Below are 22,644 nucleotides of genomic sequence, written 5' to 3'. Positions count from 1 at the left end.
TGACTATCCCGCCATCACCCGCGCTTGGCGGACCTGGGCGCGGAGGCCTGCGCTCAGCGTGATGCCGCCGGCGCCACGGTCGCGGGGCTTTCCCGGATCTCACCCACCCGGACGGTGCCGCGCGTGGTGGTCGAACCGATCGCGGCGAGTGCGATACCCAGCGCGGCCCGCGCGTCCTCGCCGGTCACCGACGGGGTGCGTTGGTCGCGGATGCTGTCGGTGAATTCGGCCAGTTCGGCGACGTAGGCGGCGCGGAAAAGATCCTGGTCGTACGTGACGCATTCGGCGGCGGCGCCGGCCGGGCCGTAGGCCGTGAGGTGGGTGCGGCGGAGGTCGCCCATCGTGATCATGCCGTTCGAGCCCTTGACCTCGCCGCGGACGTCATAGCCGTACACCGCCTGGAAGTTGGCCTCCGCGGTGGCGATGGCGCCGTTGTCGAACCGGATCGTCACCACGGCGGTGTCGAGCAGCCCCTGGTCCTTGAAGTCGGGCCGGACAAGCGCGTCGGCCATCGCGAACACCTCGACCGGCTCGCTCCCGGGGTTGAGGTAGCGCAGGGTGTCGAAGTCGTGGATGAGCGTCTCCAGGAAGACCGTCCACGGCGGGATGCGCGACGGGTCGTGCAGCTTGGGGTCGCGGGTGAGGGAGCGCAACAGCTGCGGGGTGCCGATGCCACCGGCGGTGATCTTCTCGTGGGCGGCGCGGAAGCCCGGGTCGAAGCGGCGGTTGAAGCCCACTTGGAGGGCCACGCCCGCGTCATGCGCTGCGGCGATGGCGCGGTCGGCCTCGTCCAGGGTGACGGCCATCGGCTTCTCGCAGAAGACTGACTTGTCCGCGCGCGCCGCCGCCTCGACCAGTGCGGCGTGGGTGCGGGCCGGCGTGACGATCACGACCGCCTCGATCTCCGGGTCGGCGAGCAGGTCGCCGATCTCGGTGTACGCCGTGGGGCAGTCGAGGCGCGCGGCCAGTTCCTTGGCGGCGCCGGGTGCGGGATCGGCGATGGCGGCCAGCCGCACGCCGGGCAGGCGGCGGGCCAGGGTCTCGGCGTGGAAGGAGCCCATGCGTCCGGCGCCGATGAGGCCGACCGCGAGGGACTGGGGCGAAGTCATGGGCACTTGCTCCGTGATCTGCGTAGACGCTGTGGTCGTGGTGCGTGACGGCGAGGCGGACGGATGTCCCGCGGCCGCCAGGTTTCAGAGGGTGAAGGCGGACCGGAAGCGCTCCAGCGCGGCCGCGCTGTCGCCGGAGGCCCATGCCTCCATGGCGACGGTGCCCTCGTAACCGATGTCGGCCAGCGTCCGGGCGATCGCCGGGTAGTTGATCTCGCCCGTTCCCGGTTCGCAGCGGCCCGGTACGTCCGCCACTTGGATCTCCCCGATGAGTCCTGCGCCATGCGCCTTGCGGACCAGTTCGATCAGGTTCCCCTCGCCGATCTGGGCGTGGTAGAGGTCCAGGTTCATGCGTAGCCCCGGCCGTTCCACGGCGGCGACCAGTGCGAGGGTGTCGGCGGCCTTCGCGAAGGGCACGCCGGGGTGGTCGACTGCGGTGTTGAGGTTCTCCAGCGTGAAGGTGACGCCCGCGTTCTCGCCGAGCGCGGCGATCCGGGTGAGGGTGCGCTGCGCAGCCATCCACATCGCGCCGGTGGGCTCCCCGGACACCGGCACCACGGGCAGCCCCTGGCCGTCCAGCCCGGTTCCGTGGAGGTTCAGCCGGGTGCAGCCCAGGTGCTGGGCGGCCTCGAGCGACTCCTCGGCCGTGCGCAGCAGTTCGGCGGCGCCGTCCTCATCGGTGAGGCTGCCGCTCACGTACCCCGTCATGGAGACGATGTCGGCGGGACTCCGGGCGAGGGCGTCGAGGTCGTGCTTCGTCCAGTCCCAGATCTCGACCTGGAAGCCGGCCTCGTGGAGACGCCGGGCGCGCTCCTCGATCGGCAGGTCGCGGAAGACCATCTCCGCGCAGACCGCCAGTGCGTACATCGCGGCTCTCCTCTCCCCGGAGGCGCCGGAGACTAGAACGTTCTATAGGCTACGAGCAGTACGCCAGCCGCCGCAGGGCTCTGTCAAGTGTCCGGGGGGAAGAGAGGGCTATAACGTTCCAGGAGTCTCACGCGGACATCCGCACCGCGCATCAAGAAGGTCCTGTGCCGGCGGTGCATGGTGCCGGCCAGCGAGAAGTGGGGCCCGGGCGCGTGGTCCGTCGACACGTGCTCCTGACGAGCCCGAGGCCGGAAACGTTCCTCAGGAATTCGGGGCGGTGACCGCGGCAGGAGGGGCAGGAGGGGTACTGGTGGGTTGCTGGCAGGCCGCGCACAGTTCGTGACGGCCCTCGGGGGTGACGACGGTGCCCCAGCCATTGCATCTCTCGCAGCCCCGGGCCGAGGCGACGTCCGGACGGGGGGCCGGGATCTCAGAGTGAGCACGGGGGATGTGAGTCATGGGGTGGAACCTCCCACCATGGGCGGCGAGCGATGGGCGCACTTCCACACTGCCAGCCCTTATGCCCGATATGTGTGCTATCGCGGGTCAGGGTTGAGTCAAGGATGCCCAAACGGCAGCGCCGCTCAGCGGTCCGGCCGGATGCCTCGAAAGCCCGGACCCGAACGGCTCAGGTCCGAGTCGACCCCGACATCAGCGGCTGTCCCCTCCAGCGGGCGGGGCCGGGGCGGTCTCGTGCACGGCCACGTAGACCGTGTGGACGGTGAGGATGCGCTCGATCTCGTCGATGACCGGGGCGAAGAACTGCTGTCGGTGGTCCGCGTCCGTCATCGAGGTGACCGCGAAATACATGCTGCCGAAACCGGCGAGGAGTGCGGCGTTGCGCAACATCGCGACCGGAAGAACGGGCGACAGGACGGACGTCTCGGGTTTCTCGCCGATCCACTGTTCCGCCGTCTCGGGCGTGACCACGAGCAGGCCGAGGGTGATGAAGAAGGCGAACAGGGCCAGGCCGACCACCGCCGCCTGTACGAGCTGCCGGCTGGCCAGCATCAGCAGCAGGTTGCGCTCCTGCCGTGCGGTCAGCGGCAACGCGGGCAGCTGACCGTCGGGCGTCAGGCGTTGGACCGGCACACCCTCCAAGGGTGTGCCCTGGCATGCCGCCGACAGTGTGGGCACGCTCAGATCCCGTTCGACGCGGCCGATCTCGTCGCGCAACCGGGCGGCGGCCGCGAGCACGGTGATCACACCGAACAGGACGACGACCAGCAGGACCCGCCACCACGCCAGATGGTTCATGGCCTGCCACAACTCGCCGGTGAAGAAGAGGAAAAGCGTCACGAAGAGCAGCGCGGGCAGCGCGCGGCCCAGCAGGTGCACGCTGTTGCGCAGGTCGAAGACCGAGTGCCGGACCGCCCGGCGCAGCAGGGTGCCAAAACCGTACGTCGTGCCCAGCAGCGTGGCCACGAAGACGGTGGCGAAGAAGATCACGAACCCCAGCAGGCCGACCACGCGGCCTCCCGGTGCGGTGACCGTTCCGTCGACGGCGAGCTGGAGGAGAGGCACCGCGACCGGCATCGCGGCGTAGGCGACGAGGACCGCGACAGCACTGGTGCGCGAGAAGCGAGGGAGTCGGCGGACGAAGGCGGTCACGACGCCCCATACGGCCAGTGTGGTCACGGCCACGCCGCCGAGGAGGAGCCACGCCTGCGAGCCTGCGGATCTCAGTGGGACGAGCCAGGCCAGGCCGGCCAGCGCCGCGAAGACGAGGGACGGCAGCATCCGGGGGAGTACGTGATCGACGAAGCCGTACCCCTCGATCATGGTGGGCGTGCCCTGCCGGACGAACCAGTGCTCGCTCCGGCGGACCACCGCTTGAGACGCTGTGAACGGCATCGCCGGTCGCCCCCTGACCGCTGCGTGACGGACCCTCTGAGCAGCAGAGCGACCGCACTCTACGTCAAGACGCGTGGCTGGTGAGAGGGGCATCGGTTCCGGCGCAGTGGAGTGACGCCGGACCGTGACCTGCTCCGGGTGGTGGGCAGAGGTCGCCTTGAACAAGGGAGAGGCACGGGGGCAGGCGGTCACGCTGCTGCCAGGGTGATCACGGATTCGACCCCGTGACCTCCGGCTCCTTCTCCGAGGCGGCCGGGGTCCTGATCCCGTCCACGGGCTCGGACCCACGCTCCGCCCCGGTCTGCGCAGTGCGGCCATGGCCCGGGAGCAAGAAGGCCACGGAGACCGCCCCCACTCCCAGGATCGCCGCGCCCACCAGGCTGGTGTGAGCCACTGCGTCCGCGAAGGACGAGCTGACGGCGTCCGCCATCTGCTGGGCCCCGTCGGCGAGTTGCCCGGCCTGCTCCTTGAGCTGCGCGGCCTGCTGCGGGTCGGTCGCCCGCGCCGCCTGCCCGGCGAGCCGCCGTGCCTGATCGCCGATCCCCTGGGCGACCCCGTACCCCGCGGCGACCGAGTCCTGCGCCTGGCTCAGCGCGTCGGCCGGGAGCTTGCTGCCGGCGGTTGCTTCCGACAGGTTCGAGGAGTACGAGGTCGACAGCAGCGAACCGAGTATGGCGATGCCGATCGCCCCGCCCAGCTCCTGCGAGGTGTCGTTGACCGCGCTGCCCACGCCCAGCTCTTCCTCAGGGAACGCACCCATGATCGCGTCCGTGCAGGGTGAGAGCGCCAGGCCGATCGCGAGCCCGAGTGCGAGGAGGGGCGCCACGAAATCGCCGTACGACGACGACTCGTCGATCTGGGTGAGCAGTGCGAGTGCCGTCGTGCCGCCGACCATGCCGGCGACGATCGTCGCCTTCATACCGATGCGCGGGGTGAGGTAGCCGGTCAGCGTGGAGCCGGCGAAGACCGCGCCGGCGAGCGGCAGCATGCGGATGCCGGTCTCCAACGCGTCGTACCGCAAGACGAATTGGAGGTGCTGCGTGAGGTAGTAGAAGGCGCCGAAGACCGCGAGGAGGAACAGGACGACGGCGATGTTGGCACCCGTGAACGCGCGGTTCGCGAAGCGGCGCGGATCGAGCAGGGGATGCGGGTGGTGCAGCTCCCAGAGGACGAACGCCACGAGCCCCACGACCCCGACGACCGTGCCCGTGACCGCCTTGGCGTCCCAGCCGTGCGGGGCCTCGATGAGCGTGAAGACCAGCGCGGCTATCCACACCACCGACAGCAGTCCGCCGGTGTAGTCGATCCGCGGGGTGTGCGCGGCCTTGGACGGCGGTACCAGGACGAAGGCGCCGACGACGGCGAGGACGATCACGGGAACGTTGATCAGGAAGGTGGACTGCCAGCCGGAGCTCTCCAGCAGCATGCCCGCGATCAGCGGCCCGGCGGCGATGGCGAAACCGGCGGTGCCCGCCCACAGGGTGATCGCCTTGGTCCGCTCGGCGCGCGGGAAGGTCGCGGCGAGCAGGGAGAGCGTGGCGGGCATGATGAGCGCCGCGCCGACACCCATCACGGCACGGGCCGCGATGACCCCCGCCGCGCTGTCGACGAGTGAACCCGCTATCGCTCCGCCGCCGAACAGGACGAGCCCGAGCACGAGCGCGCCGCGTCGGCTGTACTTGTCGCCGATCGCGGCGAACAGCAGCATCAGGGCGGCGTAAGGGACGGTGTAGCCGTCTATGACCCACTGCAGGTCCGTGCTGGACAGGCCGAGGTCCTGGGTCATGGAGGGAGCGGCGACCGTGAGGGCGGTGTTGGCCATCACGATCATCAGCAGGCTCAGACAGAGCACGAGCAGCGCCCACCAGCGCCGGGCGTAGGGCCGGTCCATCCTCTCGACCGGTTCGTTCATGAACACACGCATGGGAGGGCGGTCCTTCCGTAGAGGGGATCCGCGCGAATCCCCTCGCGGGCAGGGGCGGGTGCACGGAGCGACAAGGAATGCGGCGAGCTTCCGTTCACCAGACTTTATCACTCGACAAAGTCGAGAGATCGAGATCGTGGAGCGGTCAGGTCGACCGCCACACCCCCGCGGCCGCCGCTGGGAACGACACGGCCCCGCCCGCCGGTGCGGCGAGCGGGGCCGTGTCGTCCTGCGCGAGGGGGCGCGGCGCACCGCGCTCCCGCTGGAGCGAATGACCTGCGGGTGTGAAGGGATATTGAGGCGTCGTCAGTTCGAAGGTACGGACACCAGGTCCAGGCGACCGCCCGCCATCGCCAGCACGGCGGACACGAACGCTTGGAGGCAGGCGTGCTCGGCCTCCTCGTCGGGGTGCGAGAGATGCTGCATCGTGAGCCCGTCGAAGCCGGCGAGGAAGAAGCGCGCGATCGTTTCCGCGGGCTGGGCGAGAGACCGGCCGGTACGCTCGGCCGCCTCGGCCACCAGTCTCGCCGTCACCTCGGTCACGCTCCGGGTGTGACTCTCGAGGGCTTCGCTCAGAGCGGGGGAGCGGAGCGCGAACAGGGTCAGTTCCGAAAGGAGTTGATGGCTGGCGGGTTGCTCACGGACCGTCTGCCACAGGGCGGCGGCCAGCGTGCTGACTGTCTCCTCGAACCCCGCGCCGACCGGTGCGGCTCGCTCGACCTGCGCGATCAGATCCTGGGTGAGCTGCTCCATGACGGCTCGATACAGCTCCTCCTTCGTGCCGAAGGTGTAGTGCACCGTGGCCTGGGCCACTCCCAGCTCGGCGGCGATGGCACGAGTGCTTCCGGCCGCGACCCCTTCCCTCGCCATGTAGTCGATGGCCGCTTTGATCAGCTGAGGGCGGCGCTCGGCCGCGGGAACGTGAGCCATGCCCGCATCATAGCGACTGAGTCTCATGAACAAGTCGTTCGATGGAGTCGTGCGGGTGAGGGTGACTGCGCACAGGCGTGCCCTGGTTGCCCGGGGAGGTGGGCAACCAGGGCGAGGGTCGGTCGGTCAGGATTCCTTGACGGCCGTGCCCGTGATGGAGTCTCCGGACTTCTTGACGTGGTACATGAGCTTGGTGCCGCTGTAGAAGTGGAAGGTCAGTGTCACCTGTTCGCCGTCGCGCAGCGCTTTCAGGAAGTCGGGGGTCAGGATGATCGTGCCCTTCGGGTAGTCCGGGGAGAAGGCCATGTTGAACTCCTGGTACGGAGTCCAGTCGGTCTGGCCGGCGTTGCTGCCGTCGCCGTACCTGGCCTCCATGGTGGCCAGCGAGTCACCCTTGTACTGCGTGGGGATGGTGAAGGCGTCGATCTTGCCCGTGGTGTTCGACAGCACCGGGTCGTCGTAGGTGACGACCTCGATCCGCCAGGGCAGTCCGCGGGAGAACCGGGCCTCGAGCGTTACGTTGACCCCGTACTCGCGATCGCCCGACAGCCGGGTGAGTGCGCCGGCCGTGAGGACGAGCCGGGACCTCTCGAAGAGGGTGTAGTCCCGTCCCTCGACGAGTTTGGTCTTGCCGTGCCACAGGCCTCGGAACGTGGTGCCGTTCAGGTTCAGGGTGAGGTCCTTGGCCGTGATCGGCTCCTTCTTCTCCAGGAAGACCTTGTCGAAGGACGCCGTGCCCGAACGGGTCGTCCAGCTGGACTTGATCCACGCGAACAGCGCGGGGTCCGTCCACTTCTGGGTCTCCCGGTTCAGGTAGGCCCACGTTCCGGGGTCCCACAGCGCGGTGGTGACACCGACGAGCCGTGCCGTGTATCCGAAGTGCTCGAAGTACTTCAGCGCCTCGCCCCGTTCGACACGGGAGGGGTGGTTGTGGTCGGGGTAGCCGAGCAGGCCGTACTCACCGACGTAGACGGGGATGCCTCTGGCGACGAAGGTGTCGCGCATGCGGGCGAAGGCGTCGTTCAGGTCGTTCTGGGCGGCCGCGTCGTAGTGGGTGCCGCCCGCGACGTTCACGCTGAACGGGTACCAGCTGTAGTAGTGCACGGTGGCGACCAGCTGACGGTCGTTCAGCGACTTGATCGTGGTGTACAGGTCGTCCATGAGGTCCTGGGACGGGGTGCCGCCCTGCGTCGTCAGGACGAGCAGGCGGCCCTTGTTCCCGCCGCCCGAAGCGCGGACGATCTTGTGGAACGAGGTGTTCAGCTCGTCCATGAGCTGGGTCTTCTGCGCGGCCGTGGCCTTCTCGAAGCTCGGCTCGTTGACGCTCTCGAAGAGCAGGGTGCGCGGCTCGTCCCGGAACGCGGCGGAGATCTGGGTCCACAGGGCGTCGAACCGGGCGAGCACGTTGTCGTGGTCGGTGGAGATCTTCGAGATCCACTGCCACGAGTCGTGGTGCACGTTGAGCACGACGTAGAGGTTCTCGGCCTGCGCCCAGTCGACCACCTGCTTGACGCGGTTCATGTACGCGTCGTCGACGGCGTAGGGCGCGGTGGCGGACTGGTGGGCGCTCCAGGTCACCGGGATGCGGACACTGCGGAAACCCTGCGCCCGGATGGTCTTGAACAGCTCCCTGGTGGCCTTGGGGTTGCCCCAGGACGTCTCGTCCGGAATCGCGTCCAGGGTGTTGCCCAGGTTCCAACTGGGCTGCATCGCCGCCACGGCGTCCATGGCGCGGGCCGGAACCCTGACCGTGGAGCCTGCCTGCTGCTCCGTGCCGCCGGGCGCGGCGAGCGCGGTGCTGCCGGCCAGCCCGAGGGCGACGAACAGTGCCATGAGGAGACCGGCCAGGCGTCCGCGTCTGCGGTGGCGTGCGGGTTGCCGTATGTCCGTCACGTGTCATGCCTTTCGGTCGAGCGGTGGGAGGGGGACAGCGGGTTGGAGTGGCCCTTCTGTCACGCGCAGAGCTCTGACAGGGAGACGGTTTCCGCGCATCGTGAGCGGTGCGGAGGAGGGGCACGGTGGGGGCAGGCGGAGGCGGACCGAAGGCCGCCCAGCACGAGTCGATGCGCTTCGATGGGCGTTTAACGCTAACTTCGGGTTTCCCGCCCGACAAGTGGTCGGACGCAACTCTTTGTCTTCCGTGCCGCACCAGGTGATGGCTTGTCAGATCATCAGAGCTGCCTGGTGTTCAGGCAGTTGGGGCAGGCTGAAGGGCGGCGGAAAACCACCAACCGATTGACAGCCTGTCGGCTCCATGTCGCTTTCGAAGCGCTTCGACGACCGAGTCGCCGCGACACGCTTTCGAGTCCTCGCTCATCTTCCCAGGGGTGCAGAAACCGGCGTCCCGAACCGGCCGCCCCGCCCGTGAGTAGCGATGGGCCGCTCCTTCCCGACACCCGAGGAACGTCATGCCACTGACAGACATGCCACTCGACGAACTCGTCGACTACCGCCCGGAGTGCCGGGCCCCGGAGGACTTCGACGCCTTCTGGTCGCGAACCCGCGCGTCGAGGCGCGCCGCCACGGCCAGGCCGTCAAAGCCGAGGTGACCGCCGTCTTCGCCGCCAACGACCAGATGGCCGTCGGCGCCCTGCGCGAAGCGGGCCGCGACGTGCCCGGTGACGTCAGCCTCGTCGGGTACGACGACGTACCCGAGGCCGCCTACCTCTGGCCGCCGCTGACCACGGTCCGCCAGGACTTCGGCGCAGCGGGCAGCCGATCCCTCAGCCTGCTGGTGTCCCAGATGCGAGGAGCACCGCGCAACCCGGACGTCACCCTCATCGGCACTGAGCTCGTCGCCCGGGAAAGCTCCGCACCACGCCCGGCACCGGCTGAGTGGCCGCGCAGCGGGCTCGACACAGCGGCGAGCCGACGCCACACGACGGGCCGGCCGAGGTAGCACTGTTCGGTCAGTCCGCGCTCAGGGGAATCCGCAGCCGCACCCGGTAGCCGCCCTCCGCGGTCGGACCCGACTCCAGGGTGCCGTGCAGGATGTCGGCCCGTTCCCGCAGACCCACCAGGCCCTGCTGCGAACCGGGCAGGGGCAGGGACGGACGCGTGGGCGGGGTGTTGGTGACGGTCACTCCGACGTCGTCGCCGTTCTGCCACAGCTCGACTCGGGCCGTGGCCCCGGGGGCGTGCTTGCGGACGTTGGTCAGTGCCTCCTGGACCGTGCGGTAGAGAGCCCGTTGGGCCGGTGTGCCCACGGTGGGCGGGAGTTCACCCGTCAGCTGTGCGTGAGTGCCGCTCGACTCCACGAGTTTGTGCAGGTCGGCCAGGGTGGGCTGAGGAGTCAGCTCGGTGGCTTGGCCGCCGGAGGCGCGCAGCAGTGTGACCATGGTGCGCAGTTCGTCGAGTGTGGTGACACTCAGGGAACGGATCGTGCGGGCGGCCTCCTTGGCGCTCGGCTCCCGGGCGGCGACCTGCATGGCTCCGGCCTGTACGGCGATCAGGCTGACCTGGTGGGAGACCACGTCGTGCATCTCGCGGGCGAGCTGGGCGCGTTCGCGGGCGAGCACCGCCTGGGCGTGCAGGGCCCGCTCGTGCTCCCTGGCCTCCTCGATCTCGGTCAGCCGTCGCGCCAAGTCCCGGTGCGCCTGGAGGAGTTGCCCGAAGAGGACCGGAACGACAGCCGTCGCGAGGCTGTACACGAAGTCGACCAGCGTCATGGTCCGGCCGACCTCCGAGACGCTGGCCAGGGGCCACGGAACGCTGCTCGCCACGGCGGCCAGGGCGACGCACACCGCGAGGAGAGGACGGTTGCGGGAGCGTTCGGCCAGGGTGAACAGCGCCACGAGCGGGGCGACGGCGACCGGCTGCGTCAGCGCGATGGGCAGGGTGAGCAGGAAGACACCGAGCGGGAACCTGCGCCGGAAGGCCAGCGCGGCGCAGCCGAGCGTGGCCGGCGCGACGCCGGGACGCTCGTCGTCCCAGAGGTTCAGCAGCCATATGTCCGCGGCTGCCACCGCCACCAGGACGATGTCGACGACCGGCGCGGGCACACGCTCCCACAGGGCGCGTGCGCGGTTCATCGTCCGGCCTCCGGCTGCGGGCGCCGATCGAGCAGTCCGGCCCGCTGCGCCAGCAGCGCTGCCTGTACCCGGCTGGTCACCCGCAGCTTGGTGAGGATCGCGCTGACGTGGTCCTTGACCGTGCCGGCACCCAGGTGGATGCGCGCCCCGATGTCGGTGTTCGACAGGCCCTCCGCCACCAGGACGAGAACGTCGCGCTCACGCGCGGTGAGGAGCCGGACCCTGGCCGCCTCCTCATCGACGGCGGCCTCGGTGCGGGGATGGCTGTGCAGCAGGTTCCGCGATGCCTTGGGGGACAGCACGACACCGCCCGCGGCCAGGGTGCGCACCAGATGGGCGAGCTGCTCCGGCTCGGTGTCCTTGAGGAGGAAACCGGCCGCGCCGCAGTGCAGCGCGGTCAGGATGTACTCGTCGGCGTCGAACGTCGTCAGCATCGCCACCACCGGAGCGTCCGGCATCGTCCGCAGCTCACGCAGCACGGTCAGCCCGTCGACGTCCGGCATCCGGATGTCCAGCAGCACCACGTCCGGCCGCTCCCGGCGGACGGTCTCCACGGCGTCGCCCCCGCCCGCCGTCGCGACGACCTCGATGTCCTCGGACGCGCCCAGAATGAGCCCGAAGCCCGAGCGGACCAGTGCCTCGTCGTCCACCACCACTACCCGGATCACGCGCGCCCCGCCTCACCTTCATCCCTACCGTCGGACCCATGCCGCCTCGACCCTAAAGCCACGCAGAGCCCCGGCGGCCCGACGAGCGGCAGCTCCAGCCACACGGCGGGGTATCACCCTCCGGTCGGCAGGGACATCGCAGCCATCTGCCGGATACACCGTGATCGTCCCGGAACTCCAGCCTGAGCGGCATGACACACCACGCAGACTCTCCGCTGCTCCCGGCCGAGGCAGGGTCCCCTGCGCGCGAGCGAGGTGAGCCCTCGACCAGTGCGCCCGGCGCGGGCCGGCTGCTCGGGCTGGACCTGGCCCGGGGCCTGGCCGTCTTCGGCATGTACGCGGTCCATGTGGGCCCCACCCCGGGGCAGGACGGGGTCATCGGCTTCCTGATGGACCTGGCGCAAGGCCGCTCCTCCGCCCTGTTCGCCGTCCTGGCCGGCTTCGCGGTCGCCCTCATCACCGGGCGCCGCACACCGAAGACCGGGCGGGCCGGCCGCCAGGCCGTCACCAAGGTCGTCATCCGGGCCGTGATCCTCCTGGCCCTGGGCACCGCCCTGACCATGACCGGCACCCCGGTCGTGCCGATCCTCGCCTTCTACGGACTGTTCTTCCTGCTCGTGCTGCCGCTGTACCGGCTGGGCGCCAAGCCGCTGGCGGTGATCGCCGCGGGCTGGGCCCTGATCGGCCCGCAACTGCTGTACGTGCTGCGGCCGGTGGTCGGTGACCGCTCGTTCCCCACCCTCGGCCAGGCCGACGGCATCGTCTCGCTGCTCTTCACCGGCGGCTATCCGGCCCTGACCTGGGTCCCGTTCGTCCTCGCCGGCATGGCCGTCGCCCGCCTCGACCTGGCCGCCACCGCCGTACGCATACGCCTCGCCCTCACCGGAACCGCCCTCGCCGTCACCGGCTACGGCGGCTCCTGGCTGGCGCTTCACCTCGTGCCCGGTGCCGCCGAAGCCCTCCGGGAAACCGCAGGAGGTCCGGGCATGTCGTCCGCATCGTCCGGCAGCGAGGGCATCTTCGGCGCCACCCCCGCCGGCATGCTGGTCGCCTCCCCGCACAGCGAGGCGACCCTGTCCCTCGTGGGCAACACCGGTGTGGCGATCCTGGTCATCACCGCGTGCCTGGCGGCCATGGACGCCTTCCCCCGGCTGCGGGGCCTGGCCGGGCCCGTCATCGCGGTCGGCTCGATGTCGCTGACGGCGTACGTCTGCCACATCGTCGCCATCTGGCTCCTGGACACCGAGGAAGCGACCGTCCCGCCCCTGTACATCCTGCTCGGCTTCATCGCGTCCGTCACCGCCCTCGCCACCGTGTGGTCCCGCTTCTGCCGGCGGGGGCCGCTGGAATGGCTGATGGCCAGGGCGACCGGGATGGCCCGGCGCATTCCATGAGACCCATCCGCGTCCGACAGCCCGGGAGGCCGTCCGATGGTCATCGCGCGGGGATCAGGAGCTGGGTGGCCGCCAGCTGCGCGTACAGCCGGTCCTGGGACACCAGTTCCTCATGGGTGCCCACCGACCGGACCCGGCCGGCGTCCATGACCACGATCCGGTCGGCGCCCGTCACCGTGGACAGGCGGTGGGCCACCACCAGCACGGTGGTCTCACGGGCCACTTCCGCGACGACGTCCCGCAGCGTCAGTTCGTTGACGGCGTCGAGCTGAGAGGTCGCCTCGTCCAACAACAGCAGCCGGGGCCGCCGCAGCAGGGCACGGGCGATGGCGACGCGCTGCCGCTCGCCGCCCGACAGCTGCGAACCGCGGTGCCCGACCGGGGTGTCCAGGCCGTGGGGCAGGCGCTCGACGAGGGTGTCGAGCTTCGTCCGCGCCAGGACGTCACGGAGGTCGTCGTCCGTCGCGCGGGGCGCCGCGAAGACCAGGTTCTCGCGCAGCGTGCCGGCCAGCACAGGGGCGTCCTGCTCCACGTACCCGATGGCGGACCGCAGCTCGGCCAGGGACCAGTCCCGTACGTCCTTGCCGTCGACCAGGATGCGGCCGCCGGTGGCCTCGTGGAACCGTTCGATGAGCGCGAAGACCGTCGACTTGCCCGCTCCGGAGGGGCCCACGAAAGCCGTCATCCCGGTGCCCGGTACCTCGAAGCTCACCTGCTGGTGGATGTACGGCAGGCCCGGACGGTAGCGGAAGGACACGTCCTCGAAGCGGACCGACGCCGGACCGGGCACCGCTGCCCGCTGCCTGGGCACCGCGCCCGCCCGCCGGGCGGGCGGCTCCGTCGACAGGCGTTCCACCTGGGCGATCCGGGAGATCGCGGCCACCCCCTCCTGATAGTGGGACACGGCGTCGACCAGCTTCGACACCGGCTCGATCAGGTAGAAGAGGTACAGCAGGAAGGCGATGAGGGTGGACACGGGGATCTCCCCGGACGCCACCCGCGCCCCGCCCACCGCGAGCACGGCCAGGAACGCCAGCTGCACGGCGAGTTCGTCCGCCGAGCCGGCCACGGACTCCCACTTCGCGCTCTTCACGCCGTGCCGCCACGCCCGTTGTGCCGCCGCCTCCACCCGGGCGGTCTCCCGCTCCTCGGCACCGGACGCCTTCACCGTGCGGAACGCCCCGAAGACCCGCTCCAGCGCGACGGAGATCTCCCCGACCGCCTCCTGCGACCGCTCGGTGGCGCGGGCGATCATCGGCATCACCAGCGCAGAGGCCCCGCCGACCAGCACGATCACGCCGAGCGTCACACCCAGCAGCACGACGTCCAGGAACGCCATCACCACGATCGCCGCCACGAAGGCCACCGCGCCGGTGGCGGCGGAGACGACCGCCTGGGTGCTGACCGCCCGCAGCAGCGTGGTGTCCGAGGTGACCCGGGACATCAGGTCGCCCGGCGGGATCCGCTCCCACTCCGCGATCCGCAGCCGCAGCAACCGCCCCACAAGGGTGCGCCGCGCGGCCAGGACCACCGACTCCGCCGTCCGCTCCAGCACATACGCGCCGAACGCCTCGACGGCCGTGCCCAGCAGCACGAGCGCGGTGAGTGCGATCAGGATCCCGGCGATGATCCCACCGGTCGCGAGCCGGTCCACCAGTGCCTTGGTGGCCAGCGGCTGGAGCAGTCCTCCGGCGGCTCCGACGAGGGCGCACAGCAGGCCGAGTGCGACGGCCCGCCGGTGCGGCCGGACATAAGCCCACAGTGCCTTGACCGTCTCTCGGGCGGACAGGGACGGTTCATCCGTCGCCGGGGCGGATGCGGTGTTCACAACATGCCTTTCTTCTGCGGTCCGCCGGGCTGTCGCCCACGGTGTGTCATGCCTCCAGCCTGGAAGCGCGGCCGCCCCGCGCCCATCCGGCGACTGTCGGGTCCACCCCCGCCGATCGGCGGGGCCGTTACCGACGACTGCCGGATGGTCCGCCTCCTGATGTCCACGCGAGATTCTCCGTATGACAAAGTCGCAGCCGCTGCAGGAGACATCAGCTCCGCAGGAGAACTCGCCTCCGCAGCCCCGAACCCCACCCGAGTCCGCCGTGCCTGCCTCGCCGGGTCCCTCGATGGGACGCCTCGTCGGGGTGGACCTGGCTCGTGCGCTGGCGGTGTTCGGCATGTACGTCGTGCACATCGGCCCGCCGCTGTCGGCCACGGACGGCGTCGCCAGCTGGGTCCGCTACCTGGCGGACGGTCACTCGTCGGTCCTGTTCGCCACCCTCGCCGGGTTCTCGCTGATGCTGCTCGCCGGCCGCCGGGAGCCGAAGACCGGCCTGGCCGGCCGGCAGGCGAAGGCCAGGATCGCGATCCGCGCCGTGGTCCTGCTGGCGCTGGGCACCGCGATGGCGATGGAGTACGGGGGAGTGATCATCCTCGGCTTCTACGGGGTCTACTTCCTGCTGGCCCTGCCCCTGGTGCGACTGCGCGCCAGGACGCTCGCGATCACCGCGGCCACCCTCGCCCTCGTCACACCACAGCTGGCGTTCGCCCTCAACTCGCTGCTGACCGAGCCGGTCCAGCAGAGCGTCAGCGCCTACGACCCGCTCCACCGGGTCAGCGACGTGGGCGTGCTGGATCTGCTGCTCACCGGCTTCTACCCGACGATCACGTGGATGCCGTTCGTGATCGCCGGTATGGCGCTGGCCCGCCTCGACCTGTCCGCAGCCGTCGTCCAGCGGCGCGTGGCCGCGCTGGGCGCCGCCCTCACCGTGGCCGCGTACGGCATGTCCCTGCTGCTGGCCGGCAAGGACGCGTTGAGGAGCATGGCGGAAGACGGGCCGTCGTCCGGGGGCCCGGGGTCGTTGCCCCCCGACAGCGGGTCGTTCGAGCCCCAGGCATCGATGCTCTTGACGGCCGGGCCGCACAGCGGCACCACGTTCGACATCATCGGCAGCGTGGGAGTCGCGATCCTCGTGATCGTGGGCGCGACGGTGGCGATGGACCGCCTGCCACGACTGCGCCGCCTGGCCACACCGGTCATCGCCGTGGGCACCATGTCCCTGACGGCCTACGTCGGCCACTTCCTCGCACAGTCCATGCTGTCCATGCCCAGCGGGGAGAGCAGCCAGCAGTCCTGGGTGCCGCTGCTCCTGTTCGTCCTCGGGGCGATGGTGTTCGCCGCGATCTGGTCCCGTTTCTTCCGCCGCGGACCCCTGGAGTACCTGCTCCACGCCGCCACCAAGCCGGCGAAGCACATCCGATGACGCCCCCCTCAGCCCCGGTTGAGCAGGCCTGCTTCGATGACGGCCCGGCCGAAGCGGCTCGCGAGTTCGGCGAGTCGCTCACAGCCTGCGTCACCAAGGGCGGCGTAGGCGGGAAGGGCCAGGCGGTCGGTGCGGTCCTCGATGTGCCGGCGCAGGCTTACGCCTTCCGGGCTGAGGGAGTCGCCGTCCAGGAGGCCGCGCTCGCGCAGGTGTTCCCGGGTGGCGGCCCACTGCTCCTCGGGCCATCCACGGCTGGCCTTGAGGAAGTCCACGGGGACCTCACCGGTCGCGGCGTGCAGAATCAGCGCCTCCAGGCCTCCGACACCCTCGCTCAGCAGGCATGTGACATGGCCGTCTCCACGGAACTCCCGGAGCAGCGTCTGGGCGTGCCACAGTTGCAGCACCGGCTCCTCCGGCCACGGCAGTGCGGCATGCGCCGCGAACAACGGGCGCCCCTGCGGGTGTTCGCAGGCCGCCTCGGCAGCCCGGCGGGTCAGCGCCAGCACTTCGTCCAGGCCGGGCAACTCGTGGATCCCCGCGCGCCGCAGGGCTTCGCCCGCCGCGGCGTACCGCGCGTCCAGCACCTGCTGCGGCGTCGTCGCGTCCCAGGCCCCGTCGACCGCCTGCCGTACGACATGGGGGTTGAAGTTGTAGAAGGTCGAGATGACCAGCTCGGCGGATGCCCGGCCGAATGCGGCGCTCCTGGAGGTGAAGTACCCGGCGCGACCGCTCAGGCCGAGGTCCGCGTACCGTCGCCTTGCCTCGGGAACGAAGTAGATCATGCCGTGCACGGGCTCGAGACGGCGCCAGCTTGCGCGGGCAGTCTGCATCAGGTCACCTCTGTCTCGGGCGCAGCCTCGGGGGATCCAGCTCTTCGTACCGACTGGCCGGTACCCTTGCGGCAAGGTCGAGAAGTGTCAAGAGCGCGCATGCGCCACGCGTTTCAGCCGGGCGGGGCCGACAGGTGGATCAGGATGCCGCACACCTCGTCCACGACCTCCAGGGCCTCCGTCTCGTCCCCGCAGTCGCCCAGCTCGCGTGCCGCCCCGCCGATCACGGTGGTGAGCACTCTCACCCGGACCCGGCCGGCCCGTCGCTTCTCGTCCACCTTCAAAAGCCGGGCGTTGCGCCGTACCCACGCGCGGTCCCACTGGCGGCGCAGCGCGTCGAAGCCCGGGGGGCCGTCGTCCTCCACGAGGAGTCTGCCGAACCGGCGGTTGTCCCAGGCACCCTCCAGGTACGCCCTGGCTCCCGCCACGAACAGGGCGATGGGGTCGTCCACGCCACGGCCTCGCTCGGCGGCCAGCGTGGCCGCCGTCCGGCGCTCCTGTGCCTCCCGGAACTCCTCCCACAGAGCGAGGTAGAGCCCTCGCTTTCCGCCGTAGTGCTGGAAGAGGCTGCCCACCGGGATGCCGGAGCGCGCCGCGATCTCGGCGAGGCCGGCGTCGGCGTAACCGCGCTCGGTGAACACCTCCAGCGCGGCGTCCAGGAGCGCACTGCGGACCGTTCGGCTCTGCGCGCTGGGTGCCTCCTCGGTCCCCGCGGACTCCACGATGCCGCTCACTGGTGATCCCCGCCTTCCCCGGCCCCGTCGCGGATGGCGAGGGCGACCAGCAGTTCCAGGAGGTCGGCGATCCGGCGCGGATTGCGCCCCGTGCGTTCCTCGATCCGGCGCAACCGGTAGTGCGCCGTGTTGTGGTGTATCCGCAGCCGGTCGGCGGCCAGCCGCAGGTTGAGGTCGGCCTCCGCGAAGGCCCGTACGGTGGCCGCCAGCGTGTCACCGCGTCTGCGGTCCTCCTCCAGCAGCGCACGCACGCGGGGATCGACCAGCTGGCGGGCGAGGTCGTCGGCGCGCAGCGCCAGGTAGTCGAAGGGGGACAGGCGCGGCAGTGCCGCCACCCCGCCCCCGCTCGGCACCAGGTCGAGGGCGGCCCGTGCCTCGTCGTAGGCGCGCGGCAGTGCGCCGGCTCCCTCGGCGACCGTGCTGATGCCCATGGAGAGCATGGTCCCCTCGCGCGCGAGCCGCCGCTGCACCGCCTCGAAGTGGGTGCAGATGTCCTCCGCGTCCATGCCGGTGCGGACCACCGGCACGGCCACCACCTCGCCGTGGCGCACGACGACCAGGGTCCGGCCGGCCCAGGGCCCGGCGATGCCGATGGACGCGCTGGTCGCGTAGCCGTGCTCGGCCGAGGTGAGGTCGCCGGTGCGGGTGTCGCCGACGCACACCGCCACGACCGCCATCATCGGCGAGTGCGGCCCGATGCCGTACGCCTGCGCCGCGGCGAGCAGCGGACCGCGCGCCGGTGCCGCGCCGGCCAGCAGCTGGTCCAGGAGGTCCCGGCGCTCGCGGTCCGCGTCGGCGACCACGTGCTGCTGGTACTCGACATAGGCCTGCGCGGCATGGGTGCTGGCGAAGTCGACGTACCGCATCAGCGGTGTGACGAGGGACAGCGCGGCCTGCTGTGCCTCGGCGGACGTGCCCGCGCAGTCCAGCAGCACGTCCCACAGCACCTGCCGGCCGACCCGGAAGGCACTGATCCAGTCCTCGAGGGCGAACCCCGCGCGTGCTCTGCGCATGGCCGCCGCGCGGCTGAAGACCAGGTCCTCGGGGGCGATGTCCCGGTCGCCGGCCAGCGCCGCCAGCTGCATCCGGTAGTGGGTGAGGACCTGGTCCCGTACGTCGTCGAAGAACCGCTCGTCCTGCAGCGCGTACGACGGGATCTCCGTGCGCATCACCGCGACGGCGGAACTCGCCACGTCCTCGAGCCGGTCCTGGACGGCGTGCAGGATCCGGTGCCGCTCACGGCTGAGCGGGTCGGAAGGTGCGGGGGCGCCCAGGGCGGGGCCGCGTGACATGGCGCCGATCGTCGCCGCCCGCCTCGTGTCCCGTCAACAGGCTGGGCGGGCGACATGCCGCGGGCGCTGGGCGCGGCGCACAAGGCGGTGGCCACGAAGTTGGGTGCTCGTACCCAATGTGCGCCCGGAAGGCCCCCACCTACTGTGACGCTCGCCCACCCACCAGCACCTCGGAAGGGGCGTCACTCATGCTCGCGGTCGACGGTATCAGCGTGCGCTTCGGCGGGATCACGGCACTGGACGGTGTCGCGTTCACGGTCGAGCCGGGCACCGCCGTGGGGCTCATCGGACCGAACGGAGCCGGCAAGACCACCCTGTTCAACTGCCTCACCAGGCGCTGCACCCCCGATGCGGGGACGGTGCGGTTCGAGGACGAGGACCTGCTCGCCCTCCCGCCGCACTCCGTGGCCGGGCGGGGCATCGCCCGCACCTTCCAGAACCTGGGTCTGTTCCCGCTGCTCACGGTCCGGGAGAACGTCATGGTCGGCGCCCACAGCCGGGGGCGCACGGGACACCTCGCCGCGGCGCTCCGGCTGCCCCGCGTCCGGCGGGAGGAGAGGGAACTACGTGACCAGGCGGACGACTTGCTCCGGCGCCTAGGCCTGGCGGAGGTCGCCGACCACCCCGCCTCCGGGCTGCCGTTCGGCACCCTCAAACGCGTCGAACTCGCCCGGGCCCTCGCGGTACGCCCCCGGCTGCTGTTGCTCGACGAACCCGTCAACGGGCTCAGCCACGGCGAGGTCGGCCACTTCGCGGATCTGGTCCGGTCGGTGCGTCAGGACTTCGACCTCACGCTGGTGGTGGTCGAACACCACATGGGCTTCGTGATGGGCCTGTGCGACAAGGTGGTCTGCCTCGACTTCGGGCGCAAGATCGCCGAGGGCTCGCCGGAAGAGATCCAGCGGGACCCGGCGGTCATCGAGGCGTACCTGGGGGTGGCGGCATGACGGAACCCGCCACCGACAGCACCGAGGCCGGACAGGCGCATGCGGAGCCGGACTTCCTGAAGGGCACCGGCCTGCATGCCGGATACGGCCAGGCCCGCGTGCTCCAGGGGCTCGACTTCTTCGTCGCACGCGGCGAGGTGTGCGCGATCCTCGGGCCCAACGGCGCGGGCAAGACGACAACGCTGCGGGCCCTGTGCGGCATGGTCCGTGGCCGCGGCTCGGTGACGTTGAACGGCACGGAACTCCTGGGGCGCTCCCCCGAGCAGACCGCCCGTCTCGGCGTGGCGCACGTACCCGAGGGCCGGGGCACCTTCAACGACCTGACCGTCGAGGAGAACCTGCGCATCGGCGCCCACGTGCGCACCGGGCGGTGGCGGCGGGGCCGCGCCGAACGCGGGGCCGTGGCGGCCGACCTGGAACGGATCTACGGCTACTTCCCCAGACTGCGCCAGCGGTCCCGCCAGGCCGCCGGCAGTCTCAGCGGCGGCGAGCAGCAGATGCTCGCCATCGGCAGGGCGCTGATGCTGCGGCCCGCCCTGCTGCTCCTGGACGAGCCGTCGCTGGGGCTCGCGCCGCTGGTCACGCGGGAGCTGTTCGAGATCGTCCGTGCCGTCAACGAGGAGGAACGCACCACCGTGGTCGTCGTCGAACAGAACGCCCAGCTCGCGCTGGACGTGGCGCACCGGGCGCACGTACTGGAGGCCGGCCGCCTGGTGCTGTCCGGACCGTCCCGGGAGATCCGCGAGGACGGGCAGGTCGCCGAGGTGTACCTCGGTGTCTCCGTCCGCTCCGGAAAGGACGGGGGAGCGCCGTGACCGAACTGCTCCAGCAAGTGGTGGAAGGGGTCGGCTCCGGCGCGGTCTATGCCAGCCTGGCGCTGGCCCTGGTGCTGATCCACCGGTTCACCGGGATCGTGAACTTCGCGCAGGGCGAGCTCGCCATGATCTCCACGTACGTGGCGTGGCAGCTCGTGGCGTCCGGGATGTCCTTCTGGCTCGCGCTGCCGGTCACCCTGGCGGTGTCCTTCGCCGGGGGCATGCTGGTCGAGCGCATCGTCATCCGTCCCGTGCGCAGCGCGCCCGAGCTGACGATGGTCATCGTCACGGTGGGCCTGTTCATCTTCGTCAACGCGATGGCCGGTCTGATCTGGTCGTTCACCGTGAAGGACTTCCCGCAGCCGTTCCCCGACGGCGGGATCGACCTGGCCGGGGTACGCGTGGACTGGTCGACGCTCGGGATCATCGCGGTCGTCGCCGCCGTGATGGGGCTGCTGTACCTGCTGTTCCAGCACACCTCCAGCGGCCTGGTGATGCGGGCGGTCGCCTGCAACCCCGCCTCCGCCCGGCTGTCGGGCATCAGGGTGGGCCGCGTGCTGATGCTCGGCTGGGGGCTGGCCGCGACGGTCGGCTCCGTGTCGGGCGTGCTGGTCGCGCCGCTGCTGTTCCTCGAGCCCAACATGATGGGTGGGGTGCTGATCTACGCGTTCGCCGCGGCCACGCTCGGGGGCTTCGACAGCCCGGTCGGCGCGGTCGTCGGCGGCCTGTGCGTGGGCGTCGCCGAGACGCTGGCCGGGGCGTACGTGGACGTGGTCGGTGCCGATCTGAAGGTGGGCGTACCCCTCGTGATCATCCTGGCGGTGCTGCTGGTGCGGCCCCAGGGCCTGTTCGGACGGGCGGCGGTGGAGCGCGCATGAGCACGATCACCGCACCACCCGGCACCGACCGCGCCCGGCGGCTGCGTGCCGCGCTCACCGCGCTGCTCGTGGCGGCCGTCGCCGTCGGCGCACCGTTCTACTTCGCCCCCTTCCAGGTCTTCCAGCTGACCATGGTGCTGCTGTACGCAGTGGCGCTGGCCGGACTGAACCTGCTGGTCGGCTTCGGCGGGCAGATCTCGCTCGGGCACGGCGCCTTCTTCGCGGCCGGGGCCTACACGGCGGCGGTCATGCTCGACCGGTACGACACCGGTCACCTGGCCACGCTGCCGGTCGCGGCCGCCGGATGCTTCCTGCTGGGCCTCGGTTTCGGGGTGCCCGCCCTGCGGCTGCGCGGACTGTACCTGGCCCTGGTCACCCTCGCGTTCGCGGTGTTCCTGCCGCCGTTGCTCAAGCGGCTCGAACCGGTCACGGGCGGCTCGATGGGCCTGACCGTGGACAAGATGCAGCCGCCCGTGTGGAGCGGGCTGGCCGAGGACCAGTGGACCTACTTCGTCGTCCTCACCGTCACCGCGGTGGCCCTGCTGCTCGCCCGCAACCTGCTGCGGTCCCGCATCGGCCGGGCACTGCTGGCCGTACGGGACAACGAGAGCGCCGCGGAGGTCATGGGCGTACGGCTGTCGCTGCACAAGACGCTCGCCTTCGCGTGGAGCGCGCTGTTCGCGGGTGTCTCCGGGTGCGTCTACACCTGGGTGATCGGCTTCGTCTCACCCGACTCGTTCAGCTTCGTCCTGTCCATCACCCTGCTGGCCGGCCTGGTGGTCGGAGGGCTCGCCTCGCTGTACGGACCGCTGCTGGGGGCGGCCTTCGTGATGTACGTGCCGAGCGTGGCCCAGGACATCAGCGAGGCGGCCCCCGGTGTGGTGTTCGGCCTGCTGATCATCGCGGTGATGTTCGTGGCGCCGACGGGACTGGCCGGTCTGGCGGGCCGTGTCCGGGGCACCGCCGCCCGTCGGCTCACCCGCACGGCCACCCCCGCCGCCGACGACGACCGGACGTCCGACTCCGATCCCTCCCCGTCTCCCACCCCGGCGGATTCCGCCCCTGCCGATGCCGAACCCGTGGGCGCACCGCCCCGCACGGAAAAGGAATGAATCAC

Annotated in this window: 20 protein-coding genes; 8 read left to right on the top strand and 12 right to left on the bottom strand. The window is 70.9% G+C overall.

Annotated features, from left to right (window positions below; translation table 11 throughout):
- Positions 1-53: 53 nt before the first annotated feature.
- The 6 genes from ABZ192_RS30705 to ABZ192_RS30680 form a co-directional block, all read right to left on the bottom strand.
- Entirely contained in the window at positions 54-1,109 is a 1,056-nt protein-coding gene (locus ABZ192_RS30705) for a Gfo/Idh/MocA family oxidoreductase (RefSeq protein WP_356927735.1), read from the bottom strand.
- 84 nt (positions 1,110-1,193) lie between these two features.
- Entirely contained in the window at positions 1,194-1,976 is a 783-nt protein-coding gene (locus ABZ192_RS30700; RefSeq protein WP_356927734.1) for a TIM barrel protein, read from the bottom strand.
- 651 nt (positions 1,977-2,627) lie between these two features.
- Positions 2,628-3,830 (bottom strand): hypothetical protein, encoded by a 1,203-nt coding sequence (locus tag ABZ192_RS30695; RefSeq protein WP_356927733.1) that lies wholly within the window; start codon positions 3,828-3,830, stop codon positions 2,628-2,630.
- A gap of 208 nt (positions 3,831-4,038) precedes the next feature.
- On the bottom strand, positions 4,039-5,754 hold the full coding sequence (locus tag ABZ192_RS30690) for a DHA2 family efflux MFS transporter permease subunit (RefSeq protein WP_356927732.1): 1,716 nt from the start codon (positions 5,752-5,754) through the stop codon (positions 4,039-4,041).
- A 306-nt stretch (positions 5,755-6,060) separates the two neighbouring features.
- Entirely contained in the window at positions 6,061-6,684 is a 624-nt protein-coding gene (locus ABZ192_RS30685; RefSeq protein ID WP_356927731.1) for a TetR/AcrR family transcriptional regulator, read from the bottom strand.
- A gap of 126 nt (positions 6,685-6,810) precedes the next feature.
- Entirely contained in the window at positions 6,811-8,517 is a 1,707-nt protein-coding gene (locus tag ABZ192_RS30680; RefSeq protein WP_356927730.1) for a cellulase family glycosylhydrolase, read from the bottom strand.
- A 575-nt stretch (positions 8,518-9,092) separates the two neighbouring features.
- On the opposite strand from ABZ192_RS30680, the gene ABZ192_RS30675 reads away from it, so the two are divergent.
- Entirely contained in the window at positions 9,093-9,233 is a 141-nt protein-coding gene (locus ABZ192_RS30675) for an acetylxylan esterase (protein ID WP_356927729.1), read from the top strand.
- Between the two features lie 26 nt (positions 9,234-9,259).
- Positions 9,260-9,583, top strand: coding sequence for a substrate-binding domain-containing protein (locus tag ABZ192_RS30670; protein ID WP_356927753.1), 324 nt, complete (start codon positions 9,260-9,262; stop codon positions 9,581-9,583).
- A gap of 10 nt (positions 9,584-9,593) precedes the next feature.
- Here the strand turns inward: ABZ192_RS30670 and ABZ192_RS30665 are convergent, their stop codons facing one another.
- Both ABZ192_RS30665 and ABZ192_RS30660 read right to left on the bottom strand, forming a co-directional pair.
- Positions 9,594-10,715, bottom strand: coding sequence for a histidine kinase (locus ABZ192_RS30665; protein ID WP_356927728.1), 1,122 nt, complete (start codon positions 10,713-10,715; stop codon positions 9,594-9,596).
- On the bottom strand, positions 10,712-11,383 hold the full coding sequence (locus ABZ192_RS30660; protein ID WP_356927727.1) for a response regulator transcription factor: 672 nt from the start codon (positions 11,381-11,383) through the stop codon (positions 10,712-10,714). Before ABZ192_RS30660 ends, ABZ192_RS30665 begins: the two co-directional genes overlap by 4 nt.
- A 191-nt stretch (positions 11,384-11,574) precedes the next feature.
- On the opposite strand from ABZ192_RS30660, the gene ABZ192_RS30655 reads away from it, so the two are divergent.
- Positions 11,575-12,777 (top strand): DUF418 domain-containing protein, encoded by a 1,203-nt coding sequence (locus ABZ192_RS30655; RefSeq protein WP_356927726.1) that lies wholly within the window; start codon positions 11,575-11,577, stop codon positions 12,775-12,777.
- A 40-nt stretch (positions 12,778-12,817) separates the two neighbouring features.
- Here the strand turns inward: ABZ192_RS30655 and ABZ192_RS30650 are convergent, their stop codons facing one another.
- The gene (locus tag ABZ192_RS30650; RefSeq protein WP_356927725.1) at positions 12,818-14,605 is read right to left on the bottom strand and encodes an ABC transporter ATP-binding protein; all 1,788 of its coding nucleotides are present in this window, start codon (positions 14,603-14,605) and stop codon (positions 12,818-12,820) included.
- Positions 14,606-14,894: 289 nt separating this feature from the next.
- Between ABZ192_RS30650 and ABZ192_RS30645 the strand changes: the two genes are divergently transcribed.
- Positions 14,895-16,031: a DUF418 domain-containing protein gene (locus tag ABZ192_RS30645; RefSeq protein ID WP_356927724.1), complete on the top strand. Its 1,137-nt coding sequence runs from the start codon at positions 14,895-14,897 to the stop codon at positions 16,029-16,031.
- A gap of 8 nt (positions 16,032-16,039) precedes the next feature.
- Here the strand turns inward: ABZ192_RS30645 and ABZ192_RS30640 are convergent, their stop codons facing one another.
- The 3 genes from ABZ192_RS30640 to ABZ192_RS30630 all read right to left on the bottom strand — a co-directional run bounded on the left by ABZ192_RS30640 (position 16,040) and on the right by ABZ192_RS30630 (position 18,887).
- Positions 16,040-16,861: a hypothetical protein gene (locus ABZ192_RS30640; RefSeq protein ID WP_356927723.1), complete on the bottom strand. Its 822-nt coding sequence runs from the start codon at positions 16,859-16,861 to the stop codon at positions 16,040-16,042.
- 113 nt (positions 16,862-16,974) lie between these two features.
- Complete coding sequence (locus tag ABZ192_RS30635) at positions 16,975-17,595, bottom strand: TetR/AcrR family transcriptional regulator (RefSeq protein WP_356927722.1); 621 nt, start codon at positions 17,593-17,595, stop codon at positions 16,975-16,977.
- A complete protein-coding gene (locus ABZ192_RS30630; RefSeq protein WP_356927721.1) occupies positions 17,592-18,887 on the bottom strand; it encodes a helix-turn-helix domain-containing protein in 1,296 nt (431 codons plus the stop codon). Before ABZ192_RS30630 ends, ABZ192_RS30635 begins: the two co-directional genes overlap by 4 nt.
- Positions 18,888-19,075: 188 nt before the next feature.
- Between ABZ192_RS30630 and ABZ192_RS30625 the strand changes: the two genes are divergently transcribed.
- The 4 genes from ABZ192_RS30625 to ABZ192_RS30610 are packed head-to-tail and all read left to right on the top strand — an operon-like array spanning position 19,076 to position 22,639.
- Complete coding sequence (locus ABZ192_RS30625) at positions 19,076-19,834, top strand: ABC transporter ATP-binding protein (protein WP_356927720.1); 759 nt, start codon at positions 19,076-19,078, stop codon at positions 19,832-19,834.
- A complete protein-coding gene (locus tag ABZ192_RS30620) occupies positions 19,831-20,649 on the top strand; it encodes an ABC transporter ATP-binding protein (RefSeq protein ID WP_356927719.1) in 819 nt (272 codons plus the stop codon). The genes ABZ192_RS30625 and ABZ192_RS30620 overlap by 4 nt, the downstream gene beginning before the upstream one ends.
- On the top strand, positions 20,646-21,527 hold the full coding sequence (locus ABZ192_RS30615; RefSeq protein WP_356927718.1) for a branched-chain amino acid ABC transporter permease: 882 nt from the start codon (positions 20,646-20,648) through the stop codon (positions 21,525-21,527). Before ABZ192_RS30620 ends, ABZ192_RS30615 begins: the two co-directional genes overlap by 4 nt.
- Positions 21,524-22,639: a branched-chain amino acid ABC transporter permease gene (locus ABZ192_RS30610; RefSeq protein ID WP_356927717.1), complete on the top strand. Its 1,116-nt coding sequence runs from the start codon at positions 21,524-21,526 to the stop codon at positions 22,637-22,639. The genes ABZ192_RS30615 and ABZ192_RS30610 overlap by 4 nt, the downstream gene beginning before the upstream one ends.
- Positions 22,640-22,644: the final 5 nt, after the last annotated feature.

The sequence above is a fragment of the Streptomyces sp. NPDC006235 genome (genome assembly GCF_040613735.1).
In the GTDB taxonomy this organism is placed as follows: domain Bacteria; phylum Actinomycetota; class Actinomycetes; order Streptomycetales; family Streptomycetaceae; genus Streptomyces.
This window is presented reverse-complemented; position numbering and strand designations above follow the sequence as displayed.